Source organism: Aminobacter sp. DSM 101952, assembly GCF_001424795.1.
Taxonomy (GTDB): Bacteria; Pseudomonadota; Alphaproteobacteria; order Rhizobiales; family Rhizobiaceae; genus Aminobacter; species Aminobacter aganoensis.
In genome coordinates this window covers 113,490-128,132 of sequence record NZ_LMCL01000001.1, presented here as the reverse complement: position 1 = coordinate 128,132, position 14,643 = coordinate 113,490, and the positions used below count along the sequence as shown (strand labels likewise).

General features: G+C 63.9%; 16 protein-coding genes. 8 read left to right on the top strand and 8 right to left on the bottom strand.

The features are described from left to right. Positions 1–33: 33 nt before the first annotated feature. The 7 genes from ASC75_RS00640 to ASC75_RS00610 all read right to left on the bottom strand — a co-directional run bounded on the left by ASC75_RS00640 (position 34) and on the right by ASC75_RS00610 (position 4,968). Complete coding sequence (locus tag ASC75_RS00640) at positions 34–1,134, bottom strand: methylenetetrahydrofolate reductase (RefSeq protein WP_055969200.1); 1,101 nt, start codon at positions 1,132–1,134, stop codon at positions 34–36. Then, a complete protein-coding gene (locus ASC75_RS00635; RefSeq protein ID WP_055969196.1) occupies positions 1,131–1,715 on the bottom strand; it encodes a methylenetetrahydrofolate reductase C-terminal domain-containing protein in 585 nt (194 codons plus the stop codon). Before ASC75_RS00635 ends, ASC75_RS00640 begins: the two co-directional genes overlap by 4 nt. Then, positions 1,708–2,010, bottom strand: coding sequence for a virulence factor (locus ASC75_RS00630; RefSeq protein WP_055970595.1), 303 nt, complete (start codon positions 2,008–2,010; stop codon positions 1,708–1,710). The genes ASC75_RS00635 and ASC75_RS00630 overlap by 8 nt, the downstream gene beginning before the upstream one ends. A gap of 136 nt (positions 2,011–2,146) precedes the next feature. After that, positions 2,147–2,914: a formyl transferase gene (locus ASC75_RS00625; RefSeq protein WP_055969193.1), complete on the bottom strand. Its 768-nt coding sequence runs from the start codon at positions 2,912–2,914 to the stop codon at positions 2,147–2,149. A gap of 5 nt (positions 2,915–2,919) precedes the next feature. After that, positions 2,920–3,579 carry an exopolysaccharide biosynthesis protein gene (locus ASC75_RS00620; protein WP_055969190.1) on the bottom strand — a complete coding sequence of 220 codons (660 nt, stop codon included), beginning with the start codon at positions 3,577–3,579 and terminating at the stop codon, positions 2,920–2,922. A 126-nt stretch (positions 3,580–3,705) separates the two neighbouring features. After that, entirely contained in the window at positions 3,706–4,281 is a 576-nt protein-coding gene (locus tag ASC75_RS00615) for a DUF4893 domain-containing protein (RefSeq protein WP_055969187.1), read from the bottom strand. 48 nt (positions 4,282–4,329) lie between these two features. Continuing rightward, positions 4,330–4,968, bottom strand: coding sequence for a DUF1638 domain-containing protein (locus ASC75_RS00610; RefSeq protein WP_055969184.1), 639 nt, complete (start codon positions 4,966–4,968; stop codon positions 4,330–4,332). Between the two features lie 62 nt (positions 4,969–5,030). Between ASC75_RS00610 and ASC75_RS25035 the strand changes: the two genes are divergently transcribed. Beyond that, positions 5,031–5,165, top strand: a complete 135-nt coding sequence (locus ASC75_RS25035) for an entericidin A/B family lipoprotein (protein WP_082496334.1) — start codon at positions 5,031–5,033, stop codon at positions 5,163–5,165. 71 nt (positions 5,166–5,236) lie between these two features. On the opposite strand, the gene ASC75_RS00605 is transcribed toward ASC75_RS25035, so the two are convergent. Then, positions 5,237–5,935: a B12-binding domain-containing protein gene (locus tag ASC75_RS00605; protein WP_055969181.1), complete on the bottom strand. Its 699-nt coding sequence runs from the start codon at positions 5,933–5,935 to the stop codon at positions 5,237–5,239. Between the two features lie 253 nt (positions 5,936–6,188). Between ASC75_RS00605 and ASC75_RS00600 the strand changes: the two genes are divergently transcribed. The 7 genes from ASC75_RS00600 to ASC75_RS00570 all read left to right on the top strand — a co-directional run bounded on the left by ASC75_RS00600 (position 6,189) and on the right by ASC75_RS00570 (position 14,583). Then, positions 6,189–7,763: a trimethylamine methyltransferase family protein gene (locus tag ASC75_RS00600; protein WP_055970594.1), complete on the top strand. Its 1,575-nt coding sequence runs from the start codon at positions 6,189–6,191 to the stop codon at positions 7,761–7,763. Positions 7,764–7,859: 96 nt separating this feature from the next. Next, positions 7,860–8,543: a 4Fe-4S dicluster domain-containing protein gene (locus tag ASC75_RS00595; RefSeq protein WP_055969179.1), complete on the top strand. Its 684-nt coding sequence runs from the start codon at positions 7,860–7,862 to the stop codon at positions 8,541–8,543. A gap of 107 nt (positions 8,544–8,650) precedes the next feature. After that, complete coding sequence (locus ASC75_RS00590; RefSeq protein WP_055969176.1) at positions 8,651–9,328, top strand: FadR/GntR family transcriptional regulator; 678 nt, start codon at positions 8,651–8,653, stop codon at positions 9,326–9,328. Continuing rightward, the gene (locus ASC75_RS00585; RefSeq protein WP_055969172.1) at positions 9,325–10,641 is read left to right on the top strand and encodes an MFS transporter; all 1,317 of its coding nucleotides are present in this window, start codon (positions 9,325–9,327) and stop codon (positions 10,639–10,641) included. The genes ASC75_RS00590 and ASC75_RS00585 overlap by 4 nt, the downstream gene beginning before the upstream one ends. A gap of 118 nt (positions 10,642–10,759) precedes the next feature. Beyond that, positions 10,760–11,938 carry an NAD(P)/FAD-dependent oxidoreductase gene (locus ASC75_RS00580; RefSeq protein ID WP_055969170.1) on the top strand — a complete coding sequence of 393 codons (1,179 nt, stop codon included), beginning with the start codon at positions 10,760–10,762 and terminating at the stop codon, positions 11,936–11,938. A 57-nt stretch (positions 11,939–11,995) separates the two neighbouring features. Next, complete coding sequence (locus ASC75_RS00575; RefSeq protein WP_055970592.1) at positions 11,996–12,556, top strand: RNA polymerase sigma factor; 561 nt, start codon at positions 11,996–11,998, stop codon at positions 12,554–12,556. 2 nt (positions 12,557–12,558) lie between these two features. After that, complete coding sequence (locus ASC75_RS00570; RefSeq protein WP_055969167.1) at positions 12,559–14,583, top strand: VWA domain-containing protein; 2,025 nt, start codon at positions 12,559–12,561, stop codon at positions 14,581–14,583. Positions 14,584–14,643 lie beyond the last annotated feature (60 nt).

The following is a 14,643-nucleotide window of genomic DNA, read 5'->3' as shown; positions in this document are numbered from 1 at the left end:
TTTCGTTCAAGCGCGGCGGCCGCGCCCGTATCTTCAGTGCGCGGTCTTCACCATGTCGACCTGCGATTCGGTAACGTCGTCATGCAGGAGGTGCTCAAGCCGCGAGGCGACCAGCTGGTCGTCAGGGCGGGCTTCGCGTTTCCAAGGCCGGCGGCCTTTCAGCACGCCCGATTCATCGACGATCTCGGCAACGTATTCCTCCTGCCTGTAGGCCATCACATGGATGCCCGCCACGCCGGCGATCTCCTTCACCTCGTTGATGATGTCGATGCAGATCTGCTTGCCTTCCTTCTTCTGGTCCTGGGCACCTTCTAGGCGCGCGATGATCGAATCCGGGATGTGGATGCCCGGCACGTTCGATCGGATCCACTTGGCGGTCTTGGCCGAAGCAAGGGGGCCAACGCCGCACAGGATGAAGCACTGTTCGGCGTAGCCGAGGTCGCGGACACGCTGCATGAAGGTGCGGAACATCGGCACGTCGAAGCAGTACTGGCTCTGCACGAACTGCGCGCCGGCGGCGATCTTCTTACCAAGGTGGACCGGTCGGAAGTCATAGGGCGGGGCGAAGGGGTTCACTGCCGCGCCGAGGAACAGCTGTGGCGGGGTCGTCAGCTTGCGGCCCGACAGGAACTTGCCGTTGTCACGCATGATGCGGACGGTTTCGAGCAGCGACATCGAGTCGAGGTCGAAGACCGGCTTGGCGCCAGGCTGGTCGCCGGCCTGCACGCCATCGCCGGTGAGGCAGAGTATGTTGGCGACGCCCATGGCCGCGGCGCCCAGCACGTCGCCCTGGATGGCGATGCGGTTCTTGTCGCGGCAGGCGATCTGCATGATCGGGGCGTAGCCCATGCGGGTCAGTAGGGCGCAGATGCCGACCGACGACATGTGGCAGTTGGCACCGGAGGCGTCGACCGCATTGATGCCGTCGACCCAGCCGTCGAAAATCTTGGCGCGGTTGTAGACGTCTTCGGGGTCGGCGCTGTCGGGCGGGTTGAGTTCCGTCGTCACGGCAAACTCGCCCCGGCGAAGTACGCGCTCCAACCTTCCCCGCGACGAATGGCCGGGCAGGCGGTCGAGCGGCAGGTCGATGCCGTCGGGATGCTCGTCGGTCTGGCGCGGGCGCGGCGGGGTCATGCGACTTCCTTGCTGGCGGTTTCGCGCGTTGCGGCGGCTTGGGCGGTGACCCTGAGCCAGGCCGAGGTTTCGCGCAGCGACTGGTCGACCGGCTTCTGGACATTGAGGATGGTGTCGCCCTTGACCATGTTGCGCGAGCCTTCCCAGGCCTTGACCCAGACGCAGGGCATGTCGGGCTCGACCTCGCAATTGCCGTTGGCGCGCACGCCGCCGCATGGGCCGTTGCGCAACTGCTTGGGGCAGTTCATCGGGCACGACATGCCGGTGGACGACAGTACGCACTGGCCGCACATGCGGCAGTCGAACATCAGGCCCTTGACGCGCTTCTCGACAAACTTGATCGGGGCCTCGACGCGGCTATAGCCGATCCCTTTCCACAAGGGGTGGAGCAGCAGGAAGGCGTCCGCGAAGCGGCTGTAGAACCATTCGAGCAGGCGCGAATGGCGGATCGACCACAGCCTGATCGTGTAGCTGCGCTGGACGCGGCGCTGGGGCGACACGTCGGCGGGCTTGTAGTCGCTCTTGGGAGCGGCCTTCTTGACCAAGGTCGCCTGGGTTACTGTCGGCTGGGTATCAACCATCTTCCTTGCCGCCTGCCTTGACGAGAGCGACCAGCCGCTCGCGTGTGAAATTCGCATCGATCTCGGCCATGGCCTTGTCGGCTTCGCCTTCGAGGTCGTCGCTGACCGGAACCGGGTCGGCCTTGCGCCACTCCGCCAGATAGGCGTCGGTGTCGCCTGCGCCAGTTCGCATGGCGCACATGTCGATCGCCTCGGTGAAGCGCAGCGGCAGTTCGCGCTTGGCGTTCTGCCGGCCCTTTTTGACGATCACCTGAGCGGGGATGTCGCGCCAGTAGACAATGATCAGGTCGGCCATTTCGGTCTCGCTTTCAGTGACGTTGAGCTTTGCCGCAACCACGGGGGTGCTGCTTGTTATGGGACGACGCGCGCGCATTCAAAAGCGACGCGGTGGCGTGTCGTAAAAAGATAGAGGTTGGGTAGTTGCCGCGGCGCTACCAGACGTCGCGTCGGATGCCGGTCCAAAGGTACTGCCAGACGGTTGGATGGTACCATTGCCTGGAGGGCAGGCCTGTGTCGATCGGCGCGAGGGTTCCGTTCAGGGCATCCTCGACGGCCCGGGCGCAGATGTCGCGGGAGAAGGCGGCCTGGCGCATGGCGTAGCTGGCGATGGTGTCGCCTTTGCCGGGCATTCCGCGCGACTGGTAGAGCACTGCACCGGTGTCGACGCCGGCATCGACCAGATGCACAGTTGAGCCGAAATTCCCGGTATCGCCGGTGGCAAGCGCCCAGTATCCGCCATTCATGCCGCGATATTTCGGGTTGATGCCGGAGTGGTAGTTGATGACCGGGCAGGGGATGTCGGCGAGGATCCTTGCCGAAAGCAGCCTGCAGCCGGCAAGAAACACCACCGCCGGCTCGAGCCGGCGTACCGTCTCGACCAGTTCGGGGCCGTTGGCGGATGAAATCGACACGATTTCCTGGCCGGCGCGGGGCTCGGTTTCCAGGTTTTCCTGGGCGATCAGCTGGTCGATACGGCCGTGAAAGAAGCTTTTCCCGAGCCGGATGAGGATCATGGTGCCCAATTGTCCGATGACGGACAACCGGCCGAGCTTCCTGGCCCTGCGGACCAGCAGCTCACGCTTGGAATAGGGCGTTTCAAGAACGACCGATATGGGACCGAAACGATCGGTCAGACTGTTGATGATAGCCCAGATATGTTCGCCGCCTTCGGTGACGAAGACGATAGGCCTGCGATCCATTCAAGCTACCCCAGCCAGGCAATGAAGGCGTGCGTGGCAAAGCCCGCGCCGCCAACCACGATGCCGACGACTGCCAGCGAGGCGACGCCAACGGCACTGCCCACGGCAAAGAGGATGCCGTCGCGCTCCGACAGTGCCAGCCCGAGGAGTGCCGTGGCAAAGGCCGGCAGCCAGTTGCCGAGGGGAATCGGAAGGGTGATCGACACCGACAGGATGAGCGCGATGATGCCGATCACGCGGTCGCCCTGCTTGCGCCAGAATGGCCAGTAGCGCGGCCGCACGACTTCTTCGAGGCGGATCAGCCTCGGGATGACCCAGTCGGTGACGGTGCGGAACTGTTCGGCCGAGAGCGAGCGCTTGGTGATGAAGTCGGGCAGCCAGGCGCGGTTGCTGCCAAAGGCCATCTGTGCGGCCACGATCAGCAACGGCAGGCCGAGCACCGCCGAAGCGCCCGGCGGCAGGGGCAGCAGATTGAAGGCGGCGAACAGCACCAGGAGCGGCGCGAAGCTGCGCTTGCCCAAGGTGTCCCTGATGTCGCCGATGGAGATGTTGCCGTTGGCGTCGCGGGCGAGCTGGGCAAAGATGGTGGAGAGGCGGCGTCCGCGACGCCGCTGCGGCGCCGCAGCGATTTCGCTCGCGTCAGATTCGTCGTTTTGCCTTTTCATGCAGTCTTCAGCCCACTTGCGGCAGCATCTTCATGCGCCGATCCCCATCGCAGTGTGCGACGGCCAGGTTAATCCTTGATGACACCGGAAGGCTGCATGTGATGCCGCGCGGCCCCGAATGCAATGTCAGCGCCGGAATTCGATGACGTCCAGCTTGGATTCGTATCGCGGCGACGGAAATTCGATGCGCCATTCTGCCGGCCCCGAGCGGAAGGCATAGCCGATCTGGTCCGTTTCCGGGCCGTCGCCATAGGCTTTCGGCTTGTCGCCGGCGGTGAAGCCGGAGCCGAGATAGATCGAGCGCTTCTCGCCGTCGTCGTAGAAACGGCCTTTGGTACGCTGGGAGCCGCTCAGTTTTTCCAGCTGCCAGCCTGAGCCGTCGTCGCTGACCTTGCATTTGAACCAGCCGTAGATCACGAGAGGCACGTCGCCGCCGGCCTTGATGGTGCGGCACTGCCAATTGCCGGCCATGTCAAAATCGGGAACTGAAAGCAGCGGCTTGGCGAGCATTCCGTCGAGCACGGCCACATCTGCCGGCGCGCCGGTCCTGGCGCCCTGCAGGGCTTCTTTCCGCGTGTCGTCGTATTTTTCGAGCCGCGCCTTGTCGGCGGGCGTCATGAGCTTCTGCACTGCGCCGTCGGCATGGGCAAAACCGGCGGACGCCGTGAGGACCGCAGCAAGCATCAACGTGCGAAAAGCCATGAAAAACCTTCCCCTTGTGGCCGAACCTCAGGGGAGGAATCAGGCGCTTTAATGATCTGCCGTGGCTGACGCTGCGTTGGCAAGGGCCTGGGGCAGGTCGCCATAGCCGGTGGAGCGCCGCTCATAGACCAGCCCCAGCATCCTGGCGGCGTCCTCGGCCACCTTGTCGAGGGCCGGGTCGTCGGTCTGGGCGAGGTAGATCAGCTTCTCGTAATTTCCGAAGTAGTCGGTCACCAGCTCCGGGTGCCGGTCGAGCCCGAGTGGCTTGATGAAGAAGGCATCGAACTGCCTGCACAGGAAGTCGGTCATGTAGAACGACATCATGTCGGCTTCGCCGACCTTGGCGTAGGCTTCGGCGCCCTGGTAGAAGGCAAAGCAGTGCGGGCCCGCGATGCGCTCGACGCCATGCCTTTCGCAGACCCGGTCGAGCAGGCCGCCGGTGCCGCAATCGGCGTAACCGACATAGATGTGCTGGTAGCCTTCCGCCTTGGCCTCGGTGATAGCCTTGTCCATGGCAGGCGCGATGCGGTCGGGGCGAAAATGGAAGTCGGCCGGTAGGCAGGTGAGTTCGAGATGATCGAGTCCCAGCCGCTCCTTGACCGTCAGCACCTCGCGCGCAATCATGCCGCAGCCTATGACCAGCAGCCTGTCCGCGATGTCGGGTTTCGTTTTTTGCTTTGTGGCCATGGAACCCAGTCGACCGGCCTTCGTTGCGTTAGGGCGAAATACAGAGAGAGGGAATCCAGTCCATGAAACTGTCACGTCTGGCACCGGTCGCCATCATCGCCTGCGCACTCGCACTGGCCTCTTGTGCCAACACCATTCGCGGCGTCGGCAAGGACGTCAAAGGTACGGCGAACGCCATCGAGGACACAGTCCAATAGGGGACTGATCGCCGTCAATCTCATTCACATCGGCACGAAGAGGCCGCACCGCAAGGTGCGGCCTTGTTGCGTCAGGCAGAGGCGCGCAAATTGTGCTTGCGCTTCATATAGTCCTTGGCGGTCTCGACGGCCACCGCCGCGTCGCGGCAGTAGGCATCGGCGCCGACGGCCTTGCCGAATTCCTCGTTGAGCGGGGCGCCGCCGACGAGCACGACAAAGTCGTCGCGGATGCCCTTTTCCTTCATCGTGTCGATGACGACCTTCATGTAGGGCATGGTCGTGGTCAAAAGCGCCGACATGCCGATGATGTCGGGCTGATGTTCCTCGATGGCTGCCAGATAGTTCTCGACCGGATTGTTGATGCCGAGGTCGATGACGTCGAAGCCGGCGCCTTCCATCATCATGCCGACGAGGTTCTTGCCGATGTCGTGGATGTCACCCTTGACCGTGCCGATGACCAACTTGCCCTGCTTGGGAGCACCTGTGGCCGCCAGTAGCGGGCGCAGGATGAACATGCCGGCCTTCATGGCGTTTGCCGACAGCAACACTTCGGGAACGAACAGAATGCCGTCGCGGAAATCCTCGCCGACGATGCGCATGCCTTCGACGAGCGCCTCGGTCAGCACCTTGTAGGGCGCCCAGCCTCGCTCGAGCAGGATGTTGGTACCGTCCTCGATCTCTTCCTTGAGCCCGTCATAGAGATCGTCGTGCATCTGCTGCACGAGTTCGTCGTCGGAAAGCTCGGACAGGATGATTTCGTCGTCGGACATGTTCGGGGGCTCCCTCGGGACGGCGCCAAAATTGCGGCGGGCGGCTACTGCGCTAATACGTAGCTTGCAAGTGCCGCAAATCCATAGCTGATTTGCGACCTCCTGCAAAACGAAAGCGACTGATAACTTGCCGACTTGCTTGTCGATTTTGCGACAGGCGTTGGCGCTGGCAAGCCGTTTCGCCTAGGGTGCATGACTACGATCCTGCGAGGTGCTGCGACAGGCGGCCAAACGTGTTTCAAGGATGATGGCGATGACAGAAAACCTCGTGACCGATCAGGAAGCGTCGGGTGGACGACGCGGGCGCGGCGCAAGTGGCGGAGCGGCCGCACGGCGCGCCGCACGCTCCGGCGGCGGGCCCGGCACCCAGCTCACTTACATCAAGCGCCAGATCAACGTGTATGAGGTCCTCAACGAGGAGGGGCTGGCGCTCATCGAGAAGAACGCCGATACGGTGCTCGAGGAAATCGGCATCGAGTTCCGCGACGACGCCGAGGCGCTGCAGCTGTGGAAAGAGGCTGGCTGCGACGTCAAGGGCGAGCGCGTCCACTTTCCCAAGGGCCTGTGCCGCTCGCTGCTGAAGACCGCCCCCTCGATCTACACCCAGCATGCGCGCAATTCGGAGCGTTCGGTACAGATCGGCGGCAACGCCACAGTCTTTGCGCCGGTCTACGGCCCGCCCTTCGTGCGCGATCTCGACGGCAACCGCCGCTACGCGACGATCGAGGATTTCCGCAATTTCGTGAAGCTCGCCTACATGGCGCCGTCGATCCACCATTCGGGCGGCACGGTGTGCGAGCCGGTCGACGTGCCGGTGAACAAGCGTCACCTCGACATGATCTACAGCCACATCAAATATTCCGACAAGCCGTTCATGGGGTCGGTCACGGCCCCGGAACGCGCGGAAGACACGATCGCCATGGCCAAGATCGTGTTCGGCGACGACTTCGTCGAAAACAACACGGTGCTGACCAGCCTGATCAACGCCAATTCGCCAATGGTCTTCGACGAAACCATGCTGGGGGCGCTGAAGGTCTATGCGCGCCACAACCAGGCCTGCATCGTCACGCCGTTCATCCTGGCCGGAGCGATGAGCCCGGTGACGGTCGCCGGCACGCTGACCCAGGTCCTGGCCGAGGTGCTGGCCGGCGCATCGTTCACCCAGCTGATCCGCAAGGGCGCGCCGGTGCTGTTCGGCACCTTCGCCTCGTCGATCTCGATGCAGTCGGGCGCCCCGACTTTCGGCACGCCGGAGCCGTCGCTGGTCTCTTACGGTGCTGCCCAGCTCGCACGCCGCCTCGGACTGCCGTTCCGCACCGGCGGCTCGCTCTGCGCCTCCAAGGTGCCGGATGCACAGGCAGCGTACGAAAGCGCGAACACGCTGAATTCGACCATCCTGGCCGGCACCAACTTCGTGCTGCATTCGGCAGGCTGGCTCGAAGGCGGTCTCGCCTCCTGCTACGAAAAGTTCATGATGGACATCGACCAGCTCGGCATGACGCAGAGACTGTCCGAAGGTGTCGATCTCTCGGAAAATGGCCAGGCGATGGACGCCATCCGCCAGGTCGGCCCCGGCAGTCATTATCTCGGCTGCGACCATACCCAGGCCAATTTCCAAACCGCGTTCTATCGCTCCAGCATCGCCGACAACAATTCCTACGAGCAGTGGCTTGCCGAAGGGCAGAAGACCGCACCGCAGCGCGCCAACGAGCTCGCCCGGCGCTGGCTCGAAAGCTACGAGGCGCCGTATCTCGACCCAAGCATAGACGACGGCCTGAAGGACTTCATCGCCGCCAAGAAGGCGTCGATGCCCGACGCCTTCACGTGAAAGGAGCCCGTTTCAGGCGGGGCTAAAGTCGCCAGCATCATTCACAAGGAAGTCTGGCGGAGCGCGTTCTCCGATCCGGACCGGAAAGGGTGACGCTTGTCACCCCGTCTGGTTGACGACATCGCCACCGCGCTGGCTGAGCATGGTCTCATTCCGCGCGGCGGTTTTGCGTTCGGCGATGGCGACGCCGCACCGGCCGGACCGGCAGGCAGACCGGCTCGGTCCGCGCTGCTGGTGGGGCAGGCGGGCGCTGCGCCTTGGCCGCATTACCGGAACTGGCTCGAACGGCAGCCAAAGGATCTTGAAAATCCTCTGGACAGCTGGTCGCGCGAGACGATCGGCAAGGTGGCACGGGCGTTCGGTGCTCACGCCGTATCGCCTTCGGACAAGCCCTATCTGCCGTTCCAGCAATGGGCGATGCGTGCAGAGGGCCTGAAGCCTTCGCCGCTCGGCATACTGATGCATCCCGAATACGGGCTGTGGCATGCCTATCGCGGCGCCTTGCTGTTCGATGCGGAGATCGACAAGCAAGAATCTCTGAAACAGATTCACCTTTGCGACTTATGCGACGGAAAACCCTGCCTTAAGTCCTGTCCGGTCGATGCCTATTCAGAGACCGGTTTCGCCCATCGGGAGTGCCTTGCGCATGTGCGCGGACCGACGGGCGTTCCGTGCCGGACCGGTGGGTGTCTGGACCGCAACGCTTGTCCGCAAGGCCTGGCCTTCAGATATCCCAGACAGGTTCAGGCCTTTCACATGAGGAGCTTCGGCGGCTTCTGAGGAAGGTCGGTCTGGTCCAAGCGCGTCCGTAAGCCTGTCCAATTGACCCAGAGGGTTGTCGAGCCTATTCATCAAGTCATCCGATGACTTGATGAATAGGCTCTGCCATGCAACCGGCCAGCCGGACCAACCTGACCGACAGTGCGGGCGAAAGCTTGCGCAGCGAAATCGTGAGCGGACGCTGGAGCGTCGGTGAGCGTATCCCCAATGAAGCAGCGCTCGCCGAATTGCTGACGGTCAGCCGTGGCACGGTGCGCGAAGCGGTGAGGGCGCTGGTCTCGCAAGGCCTCCTGGAGACGCGGCAAGGCTCCGGCACTTATGTTCGTTCGACCGTCGACCCCTCGGCTGCACTTCATCGGATGAAGCGCGCCGGGCTGCGCGACCAATGGGAGGCGCGCACGGCGCTGGACGTCGAGGCGGCGAGGCTTGCCGCGCTACGTCACACGCCGGCGGACGTCATGAAAATGCGTCGCCTGCTTGAGGAGAGGGGCACCCAGGTCGATGGAGGATACGAGGCCTTCATCCGCCGTGACATCGCCTTCCACAAATCCGTGGTCGAGGCCTCCGGCAACAAGGCGATGATCGAACTCTACGATTTCTTCACCGGTGCCATCGCCGAGACCATCCAAGCGACGCTTGGCGGCGATTTGCCGGAACCAGACGGTCCCGCGCACGAGGCCATCGTCGACGCGGTCGCGTCGGGCGATCCGGATCGCGCGGCTGCCGCCATCCGCGACTTCGTCGCACCGGTGCTTCTGGAACTCGACAGGCTGCTTGCGCCATGAATCAGAATTTCCGTTCCGGCGACCTGCGAGATTCGCGCATCGAAACCGTCAACGGCCTCGACGACCAGCTTGTCGATGCCGAGATCGACAGCCTGCCCAAGCCGCAACCGCCTGTGCTGCGCAGCCGCACTGCCCAGATTGTGCTCGGTGCAAGCCTCGTGCTGATCGCCTTCAATCTCAGGCCGCTGTTTTCGAGCCTGTCGGTGCTGTTGCCCGAAGTGATGCAGGAAACAGGGCTTTCGACGACCGGTGCTAGCCTGCTGACGACGTTGCCGGTGCTGTGCCTCGGGCTGTTTGCGCCGTTTGCACCCAAATTGGCCCAGCGTTACGGGGCCGAACGCACGCTGCTCGGGGCGCTCGCCGTGCTGGCAATCGGCACCGGGTTGCGTTGGTTCGGGTCCGTTCCGCTGCTTTTCCTTGCCACCTTCATGGCTGGTGGTGCCATTGCCATCGGCAACGTACTGCTGCCGGGACTGGTGAAGCGCGACTTTGCCGGCAAGGCCGCGATGATGACAGGGCTATACACCATGGCCCTTTGTGCCGGCTCGGCTGCCGCTGCCGGCCTGACGTTGCCGATCGAGCACCTGATCACCGGGTCGTGGTCGGGAGCACTGGCCGCCTGGTCTGTGCCGGCGCTGATCGTGCTGGTGATCTGGGCGCCGCAGGCATTGGCTGCCGGCAAGCAGGCCAGCCACAGCGGTTATCGCGTCGTCGGTTTGTGGCGCGACCTTCTGGCCTGGCAGGTCACGCTGTTCATGGGGCTGCAGTCGGCACTCGCCTACTGCGTCTTCGGCTGGCTGGCGCCGATCCTGCGCGAGCGCGGCTTCGACGCCACGACCGCCGGTGCGATCGTTTCGATATCGGTGATGGCGCAGGTCGTCACCTGCCTCGCCGTGCCGTCCTTTGCGGTGCGCCGGAAGAACCAGAGCGGGGTTAACGTGGCGCTCGTCGTTGCGGCGGTGGTCGCGCTGCTGGGCATCCTGTTTGCGCCGACGTCGACCGTGTTGTTCTGGGCGATCCTGCAAGGCATCGGCCAGGGTGGGCTGATCGCGGCGGCGATGACGCTGATCGTGCTGCGCTCGCCGGATTCGCATATCGCGGCACACCTTTCCGGCATGGCGCAGGGCGTCGGTTATGTGCTGGCGGCAGTCGGGCCGCTGCTGGTCGGCCTGATCCGCGGATGGACCGGCAGCTTTTCGGCTTCGGCGGTTCTGTTCGTCGTGCTGGGCCTCGGCGCCGCAGCGATGGGGCTGGGCGCGGGCCGCACGCTGCATGTGCGCGCAAGGACCGTCCGCATCGACGAGCAGGGCTGATCCAGGCGGCCCGCGCAAACTTCCAACTTTGCCATCCCGACGGGTTCGGCTATCAGGCACGGAATATAGCCTTCGCGGTCAGCTTGGGTCGCGCGCCGATCGATCTGGAAAGTCCGAAATGCAATATTTTGATGTCGTGGTGATCGGCGCCGGCGCCGCGGGCATGATGTGCGCGCTCGAGGCGGGCAAGCGTGGCCGGTCGGTGCTGATCCTCGACCATGCCCGAGCGCCCGGCGAAAAGATCCGCATTTCAGGCGGCGGACGCTGCAATTTCACCAACATCCATGCGAGCCCAAAAAACTTCCTGTCGCAGAACCCGCATTTCTGCATCTCCGCGCTCAGCCGCTACACCCAGCGCCATTTCATTGCGCTCGTCGAGCGCCATGGCGTCGCCTATCACGAAAAGACGCTGGGGCAGCTGTTCTGCGACGGCTCTGCGCGGCAGATCATCGACATGCTGGTCGAGGAGATGCAGGAAAGCGGCGTCGAACTGCGCCTGTCGACCGTGGTCGAGGACGTTCGCAAGACTGCCGGCGGCTTCGAACTGGCCCTATCCGGCGGTCGCGTCGGTTGCAGTTCGCTCGTCGTCGCCTGCGGCGGCAAGTCTATCCCCAAGATGGGGGCGACCGGCTTGGGCTATGAGCTTGCGGCGCAATTCGGCTTGCCCGTGGTGGAAACGCGGCCGGCGCTGGTGCCGCTGACCTTCGATGCCAACACGCTGGTGAAACTGGCGCCGTTGTCCGGTATTGCCGTCGATGCGGACGTCGGATGCGGCAAGACCAGCTTTTCTGAAGCCATGCTTTTCACCCATCGCGGCATCAGCGGGCCGTCGATCCTGCAGATCTCGTCCTATTGGCGCGAGGGCGACGAGATTGCGATCTCGATGCTGCCCGGAACCGACGTCGCCGGTCTGCTGCGCGAGGCAAAGCGCGCCAATGGCCGGCAGGCGGTTCAGACCGTCCTTGCCGCCCATCTGCCCAAGAAGCTGGCGCAGGCGATTGCCGAGCGCACCGGTCTTGACGGCAATCTCGCCGACTTGAACGATGCCCAGATCAAGACGGTCGATGCTGCCGTCAACGCCTGGCGCATCAAGCCGGCCGGTTCGGAAGGCTACCGCACGGCGGAAGTGACGCTGGGCGGCGTCGACACCAATGCGCTCGACCAGAAGACCATGCAGGTGAAGTCGGTGCCGGGGCTGTACTTCATCGGCGAGGTCGTCGACGTCACCGGCTGGCTCGGCGGCTACAATTTCCAGTGGGCCTGGTCGTCCGGCTGGGCCGCCGGGCAGGCCGTCTAGAAATATTTTCGCGCCACCCCAAGGATTGCCCCAAAGCTTTCGTCCAACAGGCAAATGATGGCGATGATGCTGGACGAAGGCGAAGCCTCCGACAACGACCTGATCGGACGAGCGCGCAGCGGCGACAGGGTGGCTTTCGGCGAACTCGTCGAGAGGCACTACGGCTTTGTCCATCGCGTCGCCTGGCGCTGGTGCGGCAGCAGGACCGACGCCGAAGACATCGCCCAGGAAGTGTGCGCGCGGCTTGGCCGCGCCATCCGCGACTATCGCGGCGGCAGCGCCTTCACGACCTGGCTCTACGCCATGACGCTGAATGCGGCCCGCGACATGCAGCGCAAGTCCGCACGAGAGACGGCGAAGACCGCCGCCTATGGTGCCCATGCGCTGGTGGCGGTCGACATCGAGCCGGCCGCCGAGGACCCTGCCGACAGGCTGTGGGCGGCGGTCAGGCAGCTGCCGGACAAGCAACGAGATGCGGTGCTGCTGGTCTACGGCGAGGGGCTGTCACATGGAGCCGCCGCCGAAGCGATGGCGATCGCGGAAACCACGGTGTCCTGGCACATCCATGAAGCGAAGAAACGGCTGAAGCAGCTCATGCGCTCGGCCGGGGAAGAGTGACCATGGTCGACGACAACGAACTCGACATGCTCCGCAACATTCCAACGCCGGCGCCGGGTGCCGACGCCAAGGCGCGCGCGCTTGCCGCCGCCATGGCAGCCTACGACCTCGAAAAAAATCCTGCCGCCACCCAAGGATCGGCCACGACCCATCGTCTCACCGAACGAGCACGAAAGCTCTGGAGAGACATCATGCAAAAGAAGCTGATTGCAGCGCCGGCCCTTGCCGGTCTGGTTGCCCTGCCGATCGCCGGCTACGCCACATTCTACCTGATGGAAGGATCGCCATTTAATTTCGGCGCCGAGCAGGAGGTCGCGCAGGCACCTGTCGCGCGCTCGAAAGAGGCACCCGCCGCCGCGCTCAAGGAGGCTGATGCGGAACGTCGGGAAACCACGACCGACCTTCTTGCAGCGGCGCCGGCGAAGCCCGAGGCGAAAGCGGCGACTGAAGAGGCCATCTTGAACGAGGCCGCACCGGTCGGCGGCGGTGCGTCAGCACCGATGGCCGATGCTGCGATTGCGACCAGCCGCATGCCGACATTGATGGCTCAGCCCCAGATCGCGCTTTCGGACATGCCGATGCCGCCGCAGGCGGAAAACCGCGACCGCATGGAAGAGTTCAAGACCAATCCGGTCCGCTCCGCCCTCGAACATCCTGTTTCGACCTTCTCGATCGATGTCGACACGGCATCCTATTCGTTCGTTCGCCGCTCGCTGAAGGAAGGCCTGCTGCCGCAGGCCGATACAGTGCGTGTCGAGGAAATGATCAATTATTTCCCGTATGACTGGAAGGGCCCCGATGCGGCGGCGACGCCGTTCAACACCACCGTCAGCGTCATGCCGACGCCTTGGAACCAGCACACCAAGCTGATGCATGTCGCCATCAAGGGCTATGACGTCAAGCCCGCCGAGCAGCCCAAGGCGAATCTGGTGTTCCTGATCGACGTGTCGGGCTCGATGGACGAGCCGGACAAGCTGCCGCTGCTGCGTTCGGCGTTCCGCCTCTTGATAGGCAAGCTCCAGCCCGACGATACCGTCTCCATCGTCACCTATGCGGGCGATGCAGGCACCGTGCTCGAACCGACAAAGGCATCCGACCGGGCAAAGATCCTGCAGGCGATCGATACGTTGACGCCAGGCGGTTCGACGGCGGGCGAGGCGGGCATCCGCGAGGCCTACCGCCTGGCGCAGAAGTCCTTCGTCAAGGACGGGGTCAACCGCGTGATGCTGGCCACCGATGGCGATTTCAATGTCGGCCAGAGCGACGATGACGATCTCAAGCGGCTGATCGAGGACAAACGCAAGTCGGGCGTGTTCCTGTCGGTATTCGGCTTTGGCCGGGGCAATCTCAACGACCAGATGATGCAGACCATCGCCCAGAACGGCAACGGCACGGCGGCTTACATCGACACGCTGGCCGAGGCCGAGAAGGTGCTGGTGCAGGACGCATCGTCGACGCTGTTTCCGATCGCCAAGGACGTGAAGATCCAGGTCGAGTTCAATCCCGGTGCGGTTTCGGAATACCGCCTGATCGGTTACGAGACGCGCGCGCTCAACCGCGAAGACTTCAACAACGACCGCGTCGACGCCGGCGAGATCGGTTCGGGGCATTCGGTGACGGCGATTTACGAGATCACGCCGAAGGGCAGCCCGGCGCAGACAGTCGATCCGCTGCGCTATGGCGAAGCCACGACCGGCAAGGACGGTGTTGCGAATGCCGGCGAATACGCCTTCGTCAAGATCCGCTACAAGGCGCCCGACGGCGATGTCAGCAAGCTGATCACGACCCCTGTGACGAAGTCGAACGAGGTTTCGAGCTTCGATGCGGCAGGTGCCGACCAGCGCTTCTCGGTGGCGGTAGCGGCCTTCGGGCAAAAGCTGCGCGATACCGACCAGCTTGCCGCAATGGACTATGCGCGTATCGCCGAAATTGCCGCTGCGGCGCGCGGGAGCGATCCATTCGGCTATCGCGCGGAGTTCCTGTCGCTGGTGCGGCTGGCATCTTCGCTCCAGGCCAGCAAGCAATAAGGCAACAGGCAAGGGCAGGTGGGCCGGCCGGCGGAAAGGGCTTTTCGCCGGCCGTTCTTT

What these genes read in the sequence shown, in the direction of transcription:
- ASC75_RS00625 (WP_055969193.1), bottom strand. Translation starts at nt 2,914, where the DNA reads ATGGATCGCAGGCCTATCGTCTTCGTCACCGAAGGCGGCGAACATATC.
- ASC75_RS00635 (WP_055969196.1), bottom strand. Translation starts at nt 1,715, where the DNA reads ATGGTTGATACCCAGCCGACAGTAACCCAGGCGACCTTGGTCAAGAAG.
- ASC75_RS00630 (WP_055970595.1), bottom strand. Translation starts at nt 2,010, where the DNA reads ATGGCCGACCTGATCATTGTCTACTGGCGCGACATCCCCGCTCAGGTG.
- ASC75_RS00580 (WP_055969170.1), top strand. Translation starts at nt 10,760, where the DNA reads ATGCAATATTTTGATGTCGTGGTGATCGGCGCCGGCGCCGCGGGCATG.
- ASC75_RS00600 (WP_055970594.1), top strand. Translation starts at nt 6,189, where the DNA reads ATGACAGAAAACCTCGTGACCGATCAGGAAGCGTCGGGTGGACGACGC.
- ASC75_RS00570 (WP_055969167.1), top strand. Translation starts at nt 12,559, where the DNA reads ATGGTCGACGACAACGAACTCGACATGCTCCGCAACATTCCAACGCCG.
- ASC75_RS00585 (WP_055969172.1), top strand. Translation starts at nt 9,325, where the DNA reads ATGAATCAGAATTTCCGTTCCGGCGACCTGCGAGATTCGCGCATCGAA.
- ASC75_RS00620 (WP_055969190.1), bottom strand. Translation starts at nt 3,579, where the DNA reads ATGAAAAGGCAAAACGACGAATCTGACGCGAGCGAAATCGCTGCGGCG.
- ASC75_RS00640 (WP_055969200.1), bottom strand. Translation starts at nt 1,134, where the DNA reads ATGACCCCGCCGCGCCCGCGCCAGACCGACGAGCATCCCGACGGCATC.
- ASC75_RS25035 (WP_082496334.1), top strand. Translation starts at nt 5,031, where the DNA reads ATGAAACTGTCACGTCTGGCACCGGTCGCCATCATCGCCTGCGCACTC.
- ASC75_RS00615 (WP_055969187.1), bottom strand. Translation starts at nt 4,281, where the DNA reads ATGGCTTTTCGCACGTTGATGCTTGCTGCGGTCCTCACGGCGTCCGCC.
- ASC75_RS00590 (WP_055969176.1), top strand. Translation starts at nt 8,651, where the DNA reads ATGCAACCGGCCAGCCGGACCAACCTGACCGACAGTGCGGGCGAAAGC.
- ASC75_RS00610 (WP_055969184.1), bottom strand. Translation starts at nt 4,968, where the DNA reads ATGGCCACAAAGCAAAAAACGAAACCCGACATCGCGGACAGGCTGCTG.
- ASC75_RS00575 (WP_055970592.1), top strand. Translation starts at nt 11,996, where the DNA reads ATGGCGATGATGCTGGACGAAGGCGAAGCCTCCGACAACGACCTGATC.
- ASC75_RS00605 (WP_055969181.1), bottom strand. Translation starts at nt 5,935, where the DNA reads ATGTCCGACGACGAAATCATCCTGTCCGAGCTTTCCGACGACGAACTC.